The 15,846-nt window shown below is 70.0% G+C and carries 11 protein-coding genes; 2 read left to right on the top strand and 9 right to left on the bottom strand.

The genetic code is table 11. The features are described 5' to 3' along the window. Positions 1-5 precede the first annotated feature (5 nt). Together STRCI_RS43445 and STRCI_RS43440 are read left to right on the top strand one after the other, a co-directional pair. Complete coding sequence (locus tag STRCI_RS43445) at positions 6-365, top strand: NAD-dependent epimerase/dehydratase family protein (protein WP_336298834.1); 360 nt, start codon at positions 6-8, stop codon at positions 363-365. 8 nt (positions 366-373) lie between these two features. Then, complete coding sequence (locus tag STRCI_RS43440) at positions 374-787, top strand: Rossmann-fold NAD(P)-binding domain-containing protein (protein ID WP_336298833.1); 414 nt, start codon at positions 374-376, stop codon at positions 785-787. A gap of 76 nt (positions 788-863) precedes the next feature. On the opposite strand, the gene STRCI_RS40125 is transcribed toward STRCI_RS43440, so the two are convergent. The 9 genes from STRCI_RS40125 to STRCI_RS40085 form a co-directional block, all read right to left on the bottom strand. Next, positions 864-2,564, bottom strand: coding sequence for a serine/threonine-protein kinase (locus STRCI_RS40125; RefSeq protein ID WP_269664771.1), 1,701 nt, complete (start codon positions 2,562-2,564; stop codon positions 864-866). A gap of 163 nt (positions 2,565-2,727) precedes the next feature. Beyond that, on the bottom strand, positions 2,728-7,020 hold the full coding sequence (locus STRCI_RS40120; RefSeq protein WP_269663938.1) for a caspase family protein: 4,293 nt from the start codon (positions 7,018-7,020) through the stop codon (positions 2,728-2,730). A gap of 239 nt (positions 7,021-7,259) precedes the next feature. Then, entirely contained in the window at positions 7,260-9,284 is a 2,025-nt protein-coding gene (locus STRCI_RS40115) for an acetoacetate--CoA ligase (protein WP_269663937.1), read from the bottom strand. Beyond that, on the bottom strand, positions 9,281-9,904 hold the full coding sequence (locus STRCI_RS40110) for an RBBP9/YdeN family alpha/beta hydrolase (RefSeq protein ID WP_269663936.1): 624 nt from the start codon (positions 9,902-9,904) through the stop codon (positions 9,281-9,283). The genes STRCI_RS40115 and STRCI_RS40110 overlap by 4 nt, the downstream gene beginning before the upstream one ends. Further along, positions 9,901-11,241 carry an MFS transporter gene (locus STRCI_RS40105; protein ID WP_269663935.1) on the bottom strand — a complete coding sequence of 447 codons (1,341 nt, stop codon included), beginning with the start codon at positions 11,239-11,241 and terminating at the stop codon, positions 9,901-9,903. Before STRCI_RS40105 ends, STRCI_RS40110 begins: the two co-directional genes overlap by 4 nt. A gap of 34 nt (positions 11,242-11,275) precedes the next feature. Further along, complete coding sequence (locus STRCI_RS40100) at positions 11,276-12,175, bottom strand: TauD/TfdA dioxygenase family protein (protein ID WP_269663934.1); 900 nt, start codon at positions 12,173-12,175, stop codon at positions 11,276-11,278. Between the two features lie 68 nt (positions 12,176-12,243). Beyond that, positions 12,244-13,218, bottom strand: a complete 975-nt coding sequence (locus STRCI_RS40095; protein WP_269663933.1) for a quinone oxidoreductase family protein — start codon at positions 13,216-13,218, stop codon at positions 12,244-12,246. Between the two features lie 43 nt (positions 13,219-13,261). Then, positions 13,262-14,320, bottom strand: coding sequence for a beta-keto acid cleavage family enzyme (locus tag STRCI_RS40090; RefSeq protein WP_269663932.1), 1,059 nt, complete (start codon positions 14,318-14,320; stop codon positions 13,262-13,264). A gap of 306 nt (positions 14,321-14,626) precedes the next feature. Then, on the bottom strand, positions 14,627-15,646 hold the full coding sequence (locus tag STRCI_RS40085) for an AraC family transcriptional regulator (protein ID WP_269663931.1): 1,020 nt from the start codon (positions 15,644-15,646) through the stop codon (positions 14,627-14,629). Positions 15,647-15,846: the final 200 nt, after the last annotated feature.

Genomic DNA, 15,846 nt, shown 5'->3' with positions numbered 1-15,846 from the left:
AGCCCTTGACCGCGAGGTCCATCAGCAATCCGCGCTCCGAGGACGAGATGGTCAAACCGGCCCGCGACGGAGTGCTGCGGGTCCTGCGCGCGGCCCGGGACGCCGGCGTACGACGTGTGGTCCTCACCTCCGCGATCGGCGCCGTCGCCTACGGGCACCCGGACCGGAGCACACCGTTCACGGAGGCCGACTGGACGAATGTGGACGCGGGGATCGAGCCGTACCAGAAGTCCAAGACGCTCGCGGAACGCGCCGCCTGGCACTTCGTCGAAACGGAAGGCAGCGGCCTGGAGCTGACCACCGTGAACCCGACCGGCGTGCTGGGGCCCGTCCTGGGACCCGACTACTCCCCTCACTCGGCCTGATCAAGCGCATGCTCGACGGCTCCATGCCGGTCGCCCTGAAGTTCGCCTCCGGCTATGTCGACGTCCGGGACGTGGCCGACCTGCACCTGCGCGCGATGACCGATCCGGCGGCCGCGGGCGAGAGGTTCATCGCCTCCTCCGGCCGGGGCCTGTGGGTCCGCGACGTCGCCGCGATCCTCCGCGAACGCCTCGGGGAACGCGCCGCCGGTACCCCCACACGCGAGATGCCCGTCTGGGCGGCCCGCAGCCTCTCCCTGGTCAACCCCGACCTGCGCACCCTGCGCAAGCTCCTCGGCAAGAACCTTGACGCCACCTCCGAGAAGGCCCAACGCCTCCTGGGCTGGCAGCCACGCCCCATCGAGGACACCATCACCGACACCGCGGAAAGCCTCCTCGCCCTCGACGCCGTACCCGCGAACTGAACACCACACCGCCACGCGATGGGCAACCGTGGACAACCTCCACCAGGCCCACGCTTGTCCCGAGCTGAGGAACCACTCACTGGTACACGGCAGCAATTGCCGTACCAACGCTGGTACCGGCACTGTCGACCCTGTAGGAAATCGTCCAGAGGGCGTCGTTCCTGTCCGGGTCGCCGTAGAGGTGGCCGCCCTCCTCGCAGGCGTAGTTCATTCGCTCGCCGGCAAGGACCGTCGTGGCGCCCGTCATGACACGGCAAGTGTTCCCGTCCGCAAGAACAACCATGATGGGCGTGATCGTCGGCCCTCCCGGGATGTGGAAGTTGTTGCCCGGCAGCGGCTCGGACAGGACGAGCCGCACCATCCGGTTCGGCTGGGTGCCCATACACAACAGGGCTTCCCGCTCAGGACTTTCGTCCGGGCCGAAGCACGGGTCGAGAATCTGGCTCTCTGCAGTGCATCGCCACGCATCAAAACGCATCGTGGCTTCCGAGGACGACCAGCAGGATCCAATGGTTTCCCCGGTGATGGTGACGTCATCAGCCGGGTAGCCGCCTACTGCCCACGGAGCGATCGTGTTGACCACCGTCCTTGTCAGCGTCGCCGCGGGAGTTGCCGTGGGGGCGGGCGAGGATGAGGCAACGGTGCGAAGGGTGCGAGTGGGACTCGGCGATGTTTCGTCCGGGCTCTTCTTCGCAGAAGGGCTGGCGGTAGTAGGGCTCTTGGACGTCGCGGCAGCCCGTGTACGCGGTGTGTCCGGAGATATGGCACCCAATGTGCCCAGGCCTGCTGCGGTGAGCACGACCGTCGCAGCAACCGTGAGCCACGCTGCACGCTTGTGCCGCCTGCGGGTTTCTGCCGCCCCCCACGCGGGGTCTTCCTCGACCCCTGGTATGTGCCACTGACCCGACATGTTGTCCTGGACCAGGGTGGGGTGGACGGGCGCACCGTCCAGGACTTGGGTCGTCTGTCTGCTCAGCAGGTCCGCCGTCTTCTCCGCGAGACTCTGGGCCGTGGGGCGTCCGACGGGCTCCTTCTCCAGGGAGGACTCGACGATGGTGCGCAAGTCGTCGGGTATCCCTTCCAGATCCGGCGTCTCACGCATCACGCGGAACGCGACAGCGTCCGCGGCGCCTGTTCCAAAGGGGAGACGCCCCGTTGCCGCATGAGCCATGAGCGCACCCCAGGCGAACACGTCGCCGGGTGCGCCGACTTCGCCGACGCGGTAGTGCTCTGGACTGATCCACCCCGGGGTTCCCGTCGTCATCCCGGTACGGGTCACGGCGGTCCCGTCGACGATGTGAGCGATCCCGAAGTCCAGTACGCGGGGCCCCTGCGGGGTCAAGATCACGTTGGTCGGTTTGATGTCGCGGTGGATCACACCAGCCGCGTGGATCGCGGCCAGCGCGCGGGCTGTACCCGCGGCCAGAAGATGGAGCTGAACGCCGGCCAGCGACCCATGAATCGCCAAATAGTCCTGCAGGGTTCGGCCGTGAATGTACTCGGTGGCCAGCCATGGAACGTCGGCCTCCGGGTCAGCGTCCAGCAACGGCACGAGACACGGACCATTCACTCGGCGCAGCACTTCAACTTCGCGATGAAAGCGTGCTCGAAACTGCGGGTCAGCCGTGTACTGAGCATGAACGACCTTGATCGCGACGCGCCGCCCGCTGGAATCGGTTGCCGCGTATACGGTCCCCATGCCGCCTGAGCCCAGTCGTCCCAGAACGTTGTACGACGCGATGCGCCTCGGGTCCCCGGGGAGCGGAGAAGTGATCACGGACACGTGGGTGGTTCTCCAGGAGGCAGGCGAGAAGACACGGCTGAGGGACCCCAAACGGTAGCGCCTGTTGTGCACGTCAGTGACCCGAATCTCACGTTGGCCCGCTTAAGAGATCAGGCCCGTCCGGAAGTGCCCGACGCCCAAGCAATGGGCCCCGAGATCATTGATCGGCCCTACCACCGAGATCGGGCACCCGCAGCGAGATCAGCCCTGTCGGGGTGAGCACGCCGAGGAGTTCGTCGTTGACCACGGTGAGCGCGGTCGCCTGGGTGCCGAGGTGGATTCGGCAGGCCAGGCGGTTCGCATCGACATCGAAGAGGGACAGGGTCTCGTCCTGGCCAAGGAGGAAGACGGTACGGCGGCCCTGGAGCATCTGTACCAGGACTCGCTCGGCCCATACGCCGGACTCGCGCCAGCTCGCGCCTACGGAGGGTTCGAGGACCCCGCTCGTCCCCCAGATCCGGTACACCCCACCCCTGTCGGCGAACACCGGCTCGCCGTGCCAGTTGCCCACGCTGAGCACCATGCTGTGGCGCACCTCGCTGGAGTCGACCGCTGACGAGAAGAAGCGCCCGTCCAGGAAGCCATAAATCTCGCGGTATCCCCGTGAGTGCTGTATGAGGATCAGGATCCCTTGGTGGTACTGCGTCACCTGCACATCCGCGTCGGACCCGGCGACGGACGGCATGTGCCACCGGTGCAACAGCTTCCCGTCAAGGCTCCAGACGCCCAGGTAGCTCGCGCACAACCCGACGATCACGTCCTGTCCGTTCAGCCGTGACACGCGCAGCTGAGGGTCGTCTCCACGGCGTACTCCACGCAGTGTGAGGTTCCGGCTGGGCTCGCCCACCACCGTGATCTTCAGGGTGTGTCGGCCCGGCACCGGAAAGTACAGCAAGGGCGCCGCACCGGGGTGTCCCGCAGCCTGCGGGAAGTGCCGGTCGAGCCGGCCGCCGGTACCGAGGGCGGAACCAGTGGCGGCATCCACGACCAGGGCTGGTTCGTTGCCGCGCGGGTGGACCAGCACCGGTCGGCCCGAGACGGTCCCAGTGTGCAGGGGACCCCTTCCGGTGCCGGCGCGGGCGGCGCGGCCACCGCTTTCACTGGGACGCATGGTCCAGGCTCGCAAGGAGGCAGAGCCGCGCTGCCAGGAGACAACGGTGGGCTCACCTCCGGACGTCCGCACCGTCGTGAACCGGGTTCCCGGCCGCGGGTCGACGGGAGTTCGCCAGGCGACTCTCCCCTTGGTGTTGATGAACTCGGCCCCGCCCGACACCGGGTTCATCAGATGGGTCTCGCCCTGCACCCGGACAAACCGACAGTCCTTGGGAGCCGTGTAGGCCCAAGCCCATTCCAGCGTGGTGCGTGCGAGCTGGAACACCCGGCAGCCGGAGCTCCGGAAGGACAGCACTTCGCGGGTGGCGACCAGGATCGAGCCGCCCTGCACGGCCAACGCCACCACATCAACGCCTCGGCAACTCCGGACGAGGTCGGGTTCGAGCCACTGGTCGGGGGTGCTCGGCTCGACCGTCCACCCGACGATCGTGGCAGGGTACGCGGTGTACGGAACTCCGCCCTCACCGTTGAATCTCACGCTGTCCATCGCGGCGGCCACGGTGAGCCGACCGCCACTGCTTTCGATGGCCAGCAGCTTCGGCGGAACCCGGGTCTCGGGGTCCTGCCGTTCGGGAACCTTCAGGGTCGCCAGGTGGCGGCCCTGGAGGAGATCGATCACGTGGAGCTTGCCTCGCCGCGAATAAGCCGCGTAACACGTACCGCCCGACTCCGCGAAGGCCCACATAGACGCCCGGGACAAGTCGTCCCCCTCGGAGCCGAGCCCCACGGTCTGCCGGCTGGCAGGGTCAACGACGAGCGGTGTTCCGTAGTTGCGCGTAACGATCAGCAACGGCCCACACGCACTCAGAGCGTGCACGTCGTATCCCCCTACGTTCCCCACCTGCCCGATCAGTTCCCCACTGTCGAAGTCCCACAGCCGTACCCCCCGCCCCGACTCCCCCGTGGCCAGCAAGGTCCCCCGCTCCGTTTCCACGGCGACGACGTCCAGGACGGACGAGTCGAAGGTACTGATCGTGCGATACGGCGTCGCAGGGTGGAACGGCAGCACGAACCGCGTGTCCCAAGGCAGGTCGGGAGCCCGCTGCCGGATCCCCTGCGCCAGCAGTGTCGCCCCCGACTGCAGGGCGGCCAGCTTCAGTTGGGCGTAGCGCTGTCCCTGGTCCGGCTCACTCGCAAGGAGCGAGCCGACCCGTTCGTAGGCGGTGCGGGCCGCGACCGCCTCGGGCGAGGCCACGTGGGACAGCGCCCGCTGGAGCGCGCCGGGTTCGGCGGTCAGCAGGAACAGCGGGTCGACGACCAGCTCGTCCAGCATGCCGGCCTCCGCCGCGTGCGTCGCCAGGTGAGCGCAGACGTACGGCTCCGCGGCACTCCAGTCGCGCAGTCCCGTGGCGGAATCGACCGGAACCGATGCCAGCAGCGCCCGGGTGACGGCGGAGGAGGTGCGGGGGCCGGCTCGTTCGGCGCGCAGTTCGTCCGCGAATGACTCGTGGTAGAGCCGGTAGACGGACCGGTCGTCGGGATCCAGGGCCTCTACGATGTGCGAACCGGCGTTGTCCAGGAGCCAGCGAATGTCGTCCGCGGTGACGGGAGCCGCGGAGACCTCGGAGGCGATCGCGGGCCACAGCCCGGTGGACGGCAGGCCCACACCCTCGGAGAGAGCGAGGGGCAGCAGGAGGCGGCCGGCGCGCTCGGACTCGGCGCCCAGTTGCTGGTCAAGTGCCCAGCGGAAGGCAGGTCCAGCAGGGCGGGGGCTCTTGGCGGCGGGGCGGGGCAACTGCTCGGCCCAGTCGGGGACACTCGTGTCGAGCAGGGCGGCACGGTGCGCGAGCGCACGGGCGGTGAGCCGGGCGACCAGGTAGTTGCCCTCGGCACGGACGGCGACGGCCTCGGCGACCGTGGCGGCGAGTCCGGGGGCGGTGTACACGCCCTTGCTGCCGGGGCCGTCGGGGGCCCGCAGGAGTTTGCGGGCGTAGGCCGCGAGATCACCTGGTGCCGTCCACTGCTCGTCGTCGAGGTTCATGACCGAGAAGCGAGCACCGAGCGCGGGCACGACGTGCGGCCGGGCTCCCACCACCAGCCGCAGGCCGCCGGTTTGGGCGAGCCGGTCCAGGAAGGCGGCGACCAGACGCCCGTCTGCTCCGTCCGTGCCGGCGGTGCCCGCCTCGTCCAGGGCGTCGACGACGATGACGAGCGGCTCGCTGCGCTCGGCCAGCGCGCGCAGCAGCGTCGCCCGGTCGGCGGCGACTCCGGCGGCGTCCGCGACCGCCGTGACGATGTCGTCCAGCAGCTTGTGACGGGCATGGATCGCAGCGTCGACGCGGCCGAGGGGCAGCGGGGTACCAGGAGTGAGGTCGGACAGCGCAGCACGGTGTACCGGGTCGGCGATCAGGACGAGGCGGCCCAGCAGCGAGGACTTGCCGACGCCCGCGCTGCCGGTCACGACGACCGCGTCGCCGAGGTCCGACGCACCGTCGATCCACCCGCACAACTTCCGCAATGCGCTCGTCCGGCCCGTGAAGTAGGCGCCGCGGTCGGAGGTGCGCTCCAGCCCGCGGCCGCGGGGGCCGAAGTGGCTGAGGAATTCCTCCCGGCGCCGACGTCCCTCGGGGGTGAGAGCGGTGCGCTGCTCGGCCAGGTCGATTCCCTCGTGCGGGGTGTCCGGTGCATAGCGGGGGTTGGGCAGGAAGTCGAAGCCCTCGCCGCTGGGCAGAGTGCCCCAGGTGGCGTGCTGAAAGGGGCCGAGGAGGTCATTGACGCGATCAACGACCTGTTCGAGGTAGAGCTTGGGCTGACGGTTGCCGCCGAGGGTGGGGTCGTCCAGGGCGGCCCGCAGTGCGTGCGTGAAGGCCCCGTCCTCGGCGAGTTCCTGCGGGCGCGCCGCCGCGATGACCGAGAACGCGGTGAGGGTACGGGGATCCGCGTCCCGCGCGGCGACCAGTTGGGCGGCAAGCCTGCGCACGATGTCGACGCCGCCCTGACCGGCGTAGCAGGTGTCCACGATCAGCAGCAGCCGGGACAGACCGGTCTCCGTGACCAGTCCGACGAGGTCGTCGGCGGCGAGGGCGGTGCCCTTGAGCCGGTCCGGGCTACTGTCGCGGCAGAGCAGGTAATGCCGCTCGTCGACGGGGCTCCGATCGCCGTGACCGCTGAAGTACAGGGCGAGGGCGCCGTCGCCCCGGTCGCCGTCGGCGGCCCAGTCGGACAGGAACGCACGTAACTCGGCAGCCGTGGCGTCGAGTTTGCGGCCGGCGTCGTCGTAGCCGAGGTCCGTGAACAGCCCTTGGACCGTATCGAGATCGCGGGGAACGAAGGGGAGCTGCGCGTTCCCGTCGTGGTCGTAGGTGCCGTTTCCGGTGACGACGACCCATCGGGACACGGATCTGAGTACGGGCTCTTCCCCAGTCATGACCTGTCCCGCAGGCCGTTGTCGACGGCAACGGCGGCCATAAACCCTCCCCCGAGTCGCACACCGCGAACCAGCCCACACTCCCGCAGACCGGTGGTGTGGCGGGTGCGATTCTATGGCTCTTCCCCGCCGGGCGTACGCTGCCAGACCATCACCACGACCCAACTCGTCCACGCACAGGTCGCGTTGCACGCCACGGGCTGCCACGGTCAGGACTGTGAACCCGTCTGCTCCTGACCTGAACGGGAACCCGGCCTTTCGACCCGGCTTCCGTATGCGGCGAACCAGTCCAGCATGTGACCGTCCGTCACAGTCCCCGGGCCGGTAACATCATTTGCGCGGGCGCCCTGCAGGATCCGTTTGACGGGGACTTCGAGCTTCTTGCCGGTCAGGGTTCGGGGAACCGCAGGTACTCGCGCGATCACGTCGGGCAGGTGGCGTGGGGAGAGCTGTCGGCGGATGGCTGCGGTGATCCGCTCGCGGAGAGCGGCTTCGGGTTCGTTGTCGTCGTCCGTCACTACGAACAGTGGCATGAAGTAGCCGCCCTCGGGCTGCTCGACGCCCACGACCAGGCTGTCCCGGATGCCGGGCAGTTGCTCCACCACGGCGTAGATGTCGGCCGAACCCATGCGCACGCCCATGCGGTTGAGCGTGGAGTCGGAGCGGCCGGAGACGACGACCGACAGGTCCGGTTCGACGGTCGCCCAGTCACCGTGCCGCCATACACCGGGGTAAGTGTCGAAGTAGCTGGCCAGGTAGCGGGCGTCACCGGGGTCGTCGACGAAGCGCAGGGGCATGGACGGCAGTGGCGCGGTCACCACCAGTTCCCCTTGCTCGCCGATCAGGGGGTGTCCTGACTCGTCCCACGCGGCCAGTGCCACGCCGAGTGCCGGGCACTGGATGCGGCCCGCGCGTACGGGAAGGAGGGGGGAGCCGCCCGCGAGTACGGAGCAGATGTCGGTTCCGCCGCAGATCGACTGCAGCCACACCCCGGGGGCGAGGCGCTCGTGGACCCATCTCCAGGTGCTGGTCGCCATCGTCGACCCGGTCTGCAGGACCGAGCGCACGGCGCTCAGGTCGAGGTCGGCCGCTGGGTGCAGTCCCGACTTCTCCACCGCCGCGAGGTAGGCGGCGCCCACCCCGACGATCGATGCCCCGGTCCGTTCGGCCACGTGCCAGGCGCCCGCGGCGTCGGGGAAGGTGGGGCTGCCATCGTGGAGAACGATCGTGCTGCCGTGCAGCAGACCGCCGACCAGGAAGTTCCACACCATCCAGCTGGTGGAGGTGACGAACATGTACCGGTCCCGGGGGCGCAGGTCGAGGCCGAGCCCCAGGGCCTTCAGCAGTTCGACGACGATGCCGCCGTGGCCCTGGACGATCCCCTTGGGGACACCGGTGGTTCCGGACGACCAGAGAATCCACAGCGGGTGGTCGAACGGTACGTGCGCGAAGTCCGGCGCGCGGCCGGTGGAGGGCAGAGCGGACCAGGCGTGCACGGTGACGTCGGACCGCACCGGCCAGGCGTTCCCGTGCGGTGGGAAGAGGTTGTCGACGGTCAGGAGGTGACGGACGGTCGGCAGTCCGTCCAGGAGCTCGGTGACGGTGGAGCGTCTGTCGTGGTCCTTGCCGCCGTAGCGGTAGCCGTCCGCCGCGACGAGGACCGTCGGCCGGGCCTGCCGCAGCCGTGCGAGCACGCTGGGGGTGCCGAACTCGGGTGAGCAGGCCGTCCATACGGCACCGACCGCGGCGGTGGCCAGGAGCGCCACCACCGCCTGGGGCAGGTTGGTGAGGTACCCGGCGACGCAGTCTCCGGGTTGTACGCCCATCCGCCGGAGCGCCTCGGACACGGTCGCCACCTCGCGGCGCAGCCGGTCCCACGACATCTCGACCGGCTCGCCGTCCTCGGTCACGCTCACCAGCGCCGGACGCTCGTCGGTGGCCTGGGCGAGGCACCGTTCGGCGAAGTTCAGGCGCGCGCCGGTGAACCAGCGGGCTCCGGGCATGGTGGCGTCGGCCAGCACCTCGTCGTAGTCGGTTACGGCGTCCAGGCCGTAGTACTCCCACACCGCGGACCAGAAGGCCGTGAGGTCGGTGGAGCTCCACCGCCACAGCTCGGCGTAGTCGGTGAAGCTCAGGCCGCGGGTCTCGTACAGCCAGGCCATGAACAGCGCGACGTTGGAGTCCTCCGACTCACGGGGCCCCGGGGTCCAGAGGAGATCGGGATCGGGTCTCATCCGGGTTCTCCGGTGGGTGTGGCGCCGATGGGGGCCAGGGCGGGGCCTGACTCCAGCGTGGCGATCAGTTCCTCGGCCAGGGGCCAATCTCCGTGTCCCGAGGCCGGGTTCAGGTGGCCGACCGCCCCGAGGTCCACGAGGTGACTGCCCCAGGCGCGGGCCATCGCGGCGACGCGTTCCGGTGCGCCCAGCGGGTCGTCGGCGCTGGCGGCGACGATGCTGGGGAAGGCGAGCGGCTCGCGGGGCACGGGTGTCCAGCCGTGGTGGGCGAGTTCGGCGGGGGTGGGGTAGCCGTCCGGCAGCGGAGTCTCGAAGTCCGGCGGGGTGGCGAGGATTGCGCCGCGTACGTCGGCGCTGTGGCGCGCGGCCCAGTGCACTGTGGTGATGACGCCGGCGCTGTGGGCGACCAGCAGGACGGGCCCGCTCAGGGGTGTGAGCGTCGCGGCCAGATTGGCGACCTGGGCGTCCAGCGCGAGCCGCTCGCCGGTCAGCGGCGGAACGGTGTGCACGGCGCGGCCGGCCGCGGTGAGGCGTTGGGCCAGTCGTGTCTGCCAGTGGTCCGCGACGTGGTCGCGCAGGCCGGGGACGATGACGATGGTGGGTGGTGGGGTGGGGTTCATGTGGCCATCTCCGACGGCTGCTTGGGCTCCGCCGACTCCGCCGGGGCGGTGAGGGCGGCGAGGTCACGTGCGTAATAGCGTCGTCCGATCAGGAAGGCCACTGTGGCGGCGACCGCGACGAGAGGAGCGACCCGCAGGGCGCCCAGCAGGCCGACGCGGTCCGCGAGCGCGCCGGTCACCGCGGGGCCCGGGGCCAGCCCGAGCAGGCTGTTGGCCAGGGTGAGGGTGGCGAACGCGGTCGCGGCTACGGCGGCGGGGGTCAGGTTCGCCACCATGGCCGCCGCGGGTCCGGCGGAGCCGGCCGACAGCAGACAGCCGACACCCAGGGTCAGCAACTGCGCGGGTCCGGTGGGCAGTTGGAAGGCGAGACTCAACAGGAGAAGTGAGCCGAGGCTGCAGCCGACGGCGACGGCCCATTTGCGGCTCGGGGCCGTGGCGCTGATGCGGTCGGAGACCAGTCCGCCGAGAATCATTCCCAGGCCGATGATCATCGCGAAGCCGCCCGCAGCTCCGCCCGCCTTCGCTGGCGCCATGTCGTAGTAGCGATCGAAGAAGCTGGGCAACCACGCCAGCAGCGTCGCGGCGACGAAGAGCTGGAGCCCGCTGCCGACGTAGGCGCTGATGACGGAGACGGAGGAGAACAGGCGGGGCAGGTGAGCCCTCAGCTTCTCGGGCGCCCTGTCGTCGTCCCCCTCGGCGGCCGACTGTTCGCGCGGTGCCAGTCGGCTTTCCTTGACCACGAGGCCGTACAGGGCGGCGAGGACCAGGCCGAAGATCCCCATCACGGCGAACGCCCATCGCCAGCCGGCCGCTTGGGCCACGGCGCCGCCGACGGCGACGCCGAGCACGGAGCCGAAGGCGCCGCCGGCGATGAAGGCGCCGGAGAGGGTGGCCCGCAGGGTGACCGGGAAGATGCTGAGGACCACGGCGATCCCGACGCTGCCGTACGCGGCCTCGCCGATGCCGACGAAGAGGCGGCCGAGGAACATCTCCCCGTAGTTCGCCGACAGGGCGCACCCGAGGGTGGCCACGCTCCACAGCGTGGCGGCGAGCAGCAGACTGCGCACTCTGCCCCACCGGTCGGCCATGAAGGACATGGGGAAGGCGAGCACGCCGACGGTCAGGGCCACGATGCCGCTGAGCGACCCCAGGGCGGCGTCGGACAGCAGCCATTCGGCTTTGAGCAGTGGGAAGACGGCGTTGAGGACCTGGCGGGACATGTAGTCGGACAGCAGCAGGCCGAAGCTGAGGGCGAAGACCGTCCAGGCATAGGCCTTGGGGACGGGCCAGGCCGACGCGGTCGGGGCCAGGGGCTGCGCAGTGGTGTGAAACTCCATTGTCATCACCTCGACTGCTTGGGAAAGGGGCAGGTCAGAAGGGTCTGTCGCCGACGATCCCGGCGCGTTCCATCTTGCGGACGGCGGGCCAGTAGTCCTGGACGGCGTAGTGCTGGGTGGAGCGGTTGTCCCAGATGGCCACGCTGTTGGGGGTCCACCGCCAGCGCACCTGGTACTCGGGGATCGCGGCCTGGCTGATCAGGTAGTTGAGCAACTGGCTGGCGCCCGGGGCGTAGTCGAGGCCGAAACGGACGTTCTCCGGTGTGTGGTAGTTGACGAAGTGCGTCGCGAAGGCGTTGACGAAGAGGATCTTCTCGTCCGTCTCGGGGTGGGTGCGCACGACGGGGTGCTCGGCGTCGGGGAACCGGTCCTTGAGCGCATGGCGCTGCTCCTGCGGCATGACGGCGCCGAAGGTGGCCTCGATGCTGTGCCGCGCGCGCAGCCCCTCGATGCGGGTCTTGATGTGGTCGGGAAGCCGTCGGTAGGCCTCCGCCATGTTGACCCAGATCGTGTCGCCGCCGACCGGAGGTGATTCGACGCAGCGCAGTACGGCGCCCATCGACGGGTTCACCCGCCAGGTGCCGTCCGTGTGCAGGGCGTTCTCGTAGTGCTCCGGGGGGCTGTCCAGGTCCTTGTAGATCCGGACGAGTCCGGGGTGGTCGGGGTCGCTGCCGGCGACGGGGTGGTCCTCCAGCGGGCCGAAGCCTGACGCGAAGGCGACATGGTCGGCTCGGGAGATGTCCTGGTCGCGCAGGAACAGGACCTTGTACCGCAGCAGCAGGCTCTTGATCTCGGTGAACAGCTCGTCGTCATGGGCCGCGTCGGCGAGCCGCACACCGTGCAGTTCGGCTCCGATGGTGCAGGTCAGCGGTTCGACGTCGATCGTGGTGCGCCGCGCGCCGGGGCGCCGCGCGGACGACAGGGTGTCGGGCATGGGTGCGCACTCCATGAGAAGAGGGGGCTGAGGGGGCCGCGCTCGGCGGGCTCAGGGGGGCGAGAGGCTCACAGGGCGAAGACGGAGGACCCGGTGGTCCGCCCGGCTTCCAGGTCGTGGTGGGCCTGGACGGCGTCGTCGAGCTCGTAGCGCTGGTTGATCTCGATGGTGACGCGCCCCGAGGAGACGTGGTCGAACAACTCCCCCGCCAGGGCGTCGCGTTCGGAGGGGTCGGCGATGTAGTCGGCCAGTGCGGGCCGGGTGACGAACAGCGAGCCGCGGACGGCGAGTTGCATGGCGTCGATCGGCGGCACGGGGCCGGAGGCGGTGCCGAAGCAGACCAGCAGTCCACGGCGGGCCAGCGAGGCCAGCGAGCCGGCGAAGGTGTCCTTGCCGATGCTGTCGAGCACCACCGGCACACCTGCGCCGTCGGTCAGTTCCCGCACCCGCTCGGCCACGTCCTCGTGCCGGTAGCGGATGACGTGCTCGCATCCGTGTGCGCGGGCGAGCTCCGCCTTCTCCTCGCTGGAGACCGTTCCGATCACACGGATGCCGAGCAGTGCGGCCCACTGGGAGACGATCAGGCCCACGCCGCCGGCGGCCGCGTGCAGCAGGATCGTGTCCCCTTCCCGCAGCGGGTGGATCCTGCGCAGGAGGTAGGCCGCCGTCAGGCCGCGCATGGTCATCGCGGCCGCCGTCTCGCAGCTGATCTCCTGGGGCAGCCGGATCAGGTGCGAGGCGTCCATGACCCGTTCGGTGCTGTACGCGCCGAGCGGGCTGCCGGTGTACGTCACCCGGTCCCCGGCGGCGACATGGGTGACGCCGTCGCCTACCGCCTCCACCACACCGGCCGCTTCGACGCCGAGGCCGTCGGGCAGCCGCACCGGGTAGAGCCCCGTACGGAAGTAGGTGTCGGCGAAGTTGAGGCCGACGGCTTCGTGCCGGATGCGCACCTGGCCCGGCCCGGGGTCGCCGACGGACACCTCCTCCCAGGTGAGGACGTCAGGGCCACCGGTTTCGTAGAAGCGGACGGCGTGTGCCACAGAAAGCTCCCGCGGGGGTTCGTGGGGTGGGGACGGGGTCGGGTCAGGCCTGGACGTCGCGCAGCATGAAGCCGCGCTGTCCCGGGCGGCGGTTGGGCACCATGCCGAGCCGGGCGAGGGTCTCGTCGGCGTCGGCGTAGTACTCGCCGATCTGGTAAATACGCTTGGCGTCGGCGCCGGTGGCGATGTCGCGGCCGAGTGCCTCGGAGATCTTCACCATCTGCTCGATCTGGGCCACCGACGACATCCGCTCGCCCTTGGCGCCCCACAGGTTGTCCTCGTTGCCGACGCGCACATGCTGGCCGAGGGCGATGGCGACGGCGTTCATCGGGGCCACGGCACGCATGGAGCTCTCGATGGTCAGCACGGCGCCGTCCGGCACCCGGCGGATGAACTCGACCAGGTCGGCGGGGTGCCGTCCGGCGAAACCACCGCCGATGGCCACGTAGTTGAGGATCAGCGGGCCGGTGTAGACGCCCGCGCGGATCAGCCGCTCGACGGTCTCCAGCTGCGCCAGGTGGGCGAGTTGGAAGTGGGGCTGGATGCCGCCGGCGTGCAGCCGCCTGAGGTGCTCCAGGTAGAAGTCGGGACCGGCCTCGACGACCATGTCGCGGTAGGCCCGGTAGTAGTCGGGCTTCGCGATGGAAGTGCCTTCCAGGTCATCGTCGTTCATGATCTCGACGATGTTCATCTGGCTGGTGTTGATCGCGATCGTCACCTGGTCCGGCGCCGGGGTGAGTTCGGCCAGCAGGTGGCGGGTGTCGTAGGCGAGCCACTTGGCGTCGCCGCCCTCGCCCTCGGGGGCGAAGGAGATGGAACCGCCGATCTGGAGCACCATGTCGGGCACGGCCTCGCGCAGCCGCCCCAGCAGCTCGTTGAACATGGACATCCGCTTGGAGCCCTTGCCGTCGAGCTCCCGCACATGGATGTGCAGCACGGTCGCGCCGGCGTTGTAGCAGTCGACGGCGGCCTGTACGTGCTCGTCCATGGTCAGGGGCAGATCGTCGGCGTCCCCGGGCAGCCACTCGGGGCCGTACGGCGCGGCCTGGATCACCAGCTTCTCCTGGTTCTCCGGGAAGAGGGAGTCGTCGTGGAAGTGCACGGGTGCTTCTCCTTGGCATCGGGGAGACGGCGTCACGAGGCAGGCGGCGGACGAGAACGACGGAGACCTGCGGCTGCGGTCGTCCGGGCCGGTGGCTGTGGGTGGCCCGGTTGGTCGCGGACCGGTCCGGAGGGAATCCCCTCAGGGGAGTCGAAGGGTCTTCCCTCCAGAGGCCGGCCGCCTGCGCGGTGGTGCCAAGGTAGGGCGGCCGACAGGCGCCTGCTTTGCCTGTGGTGACAGGTGACTTGTCTATCAGGGACACCCGGCGGACGCGGCGGCACTACTGCCCCATGCGTCCGGCTTGGTTCAGCTCCCGCCCGGCGCCGCGCCCGTCCGGGCCTTGCGCCACTCCCGCGGTCCGGTGCCGAACTGTTCGTGGAACCAGCGGGAGAACGCGCTGAGCGAGGAGAACCCCAGGAGGGCGGAGACCTCCGTCAGGGAACGGCTGGGATTGGCCACGAACTGCTCCGCGAGCGCCCTGCGGGTCGTGTTGAGCAGCGAGGAGAAGGTCTCGCCGGACCGGGCCAGATGGCGGTGCACGGTACGCCGGTCCACGCCGAGGCTGCGCGCGATCTGCTCGATGGAACAGCGCCCGGTCGGCAGCAGCGCCTCGATCAGGTCGCGCACCCGGTCGGCCTCGGACACCTCCCGGGGAGCGGCGACCGGCTCGAAGTACTGCCGGGTGTAGCTGCGCAGCTGGGCGTCGGCCATGGCGTTGGGGGCGTCGAGGTCCTCGGTGTAGAGGACGATGCCGTTGAAGTCGCGGTCGAACTCCACCACCGGCCCGAACACCCGGCGGTGTCCTGCGCCGTCACGGGGTGCCGGGTGGGTGAAGGACACCGACTCCGGACGCCACCGCGGGCCGAGGAAGCCGCACAGCACACGATGGAAGGCGCCCACGGCGAGCTCCGTGGCCTGCCGGGCCGGCCGCGGCTCGCCGAGTTCGATGTCGACCTTGAGCGTGGCCACCCCGTGGCCTTCGGAGAGCCGGGCGTGCAGCAGCTCGTTGTAGGTGTGCTGATGGCGGATCAGCAGGGCCAGGGCGCTGCGCACGTCTGGCTCCTCCCGCACCAGCAGGCTGATCGGGCCGAGGTTGGAGAAGCGCCGCCGCTCGGCGAGGAGCAGCCCGAAGTCCTCGCGCCCGGAGCGGGCGGCCGACAGCTCCAGCAGGCCGACCACCGCCGTGCCGGAGATCCACCGGTCCTGCACGGCGAGATCCGCGGCGTGCAGGCTCACGCTCTTCATCAGCGCCCGCGGATCCAGACCGAGGGAACGGCTGAGCTCGACGTAGCCGTTCAGCGCGGCAGTGCGGGCGAGAGGCCTCATGGACACGCTCCGGGGGGCGGTGGGGTCCCCGCGGCGGGGTCCCCAAAAGTTAAGTTTCCCGTCCCTGTCCGTCAAGCATCGTGCACGGGTGCTTCGTAGCATCCCCGTTCGAGGCGGCTCGACGGCCCGGCGGCGCGCGGCGACGGGCGGGCCGTATCGCCCGTGCCGCCGCTCCACCGCCGCAACCTGCCCGGCTCTTC

This window comes from Streptomyces cinnabarinus, assembly GCF_027270315.1.
GTDB classification, from domain to species: Bacteria; Actinomycetota; Actinomycetes; order Streptomycetales; family Streptomycetaceae; genus Streptomyces; species Streptomyces cinnabarinus.
This window is presented reverse-complemented; position numbering and strand designations above follow the sequence as displayed.

Coding starts and splice junctions, on each gene's coding strand:
- STRCI_RS43440 (WP_336298833.1), top strand. CDS start 374: ATGCTCGACGGCTCCATGCCGGTCGCCCTGAAGTTCGCCTCCGGCTAT.
- STRCI_RS40115 (WP_269663937.1), bottom strand. CDS start 9,284: ATGAGACCCGATCCCGATCTCCTCTGGACCCCGGGGCCCCGTGAGTCG.
- STRCI_RS40110 (WP_269663936.1), bottom strand. CDS start 9,904: ATGAACCCCACCCCACCACCCACCATCGTCATCGTCCCCGGCCTGCGC.
- STRCI_RS40105 (WP_269663935.1), bottom strand. CDS start 11,241: ATGGAGTTTCACACCACTGCGCAGCCCCTGGCCCCGACCGCGTCGGCC.
- STRCI_RS40100 (WP_269663934.1), bottom strand. CDS start 12,175: ATGCCCGACACCCTGTCGTCCGCGCGGCGCCCCGGCGCGCGGCGCACC.
- STRCI_RS40085 (WP_269663931.1), bottom strand. CDS start 15,646: ATGAGGCCTCTCGCCCGCACTGCCGCGCTGAACGGCTACGTCGAGCTC.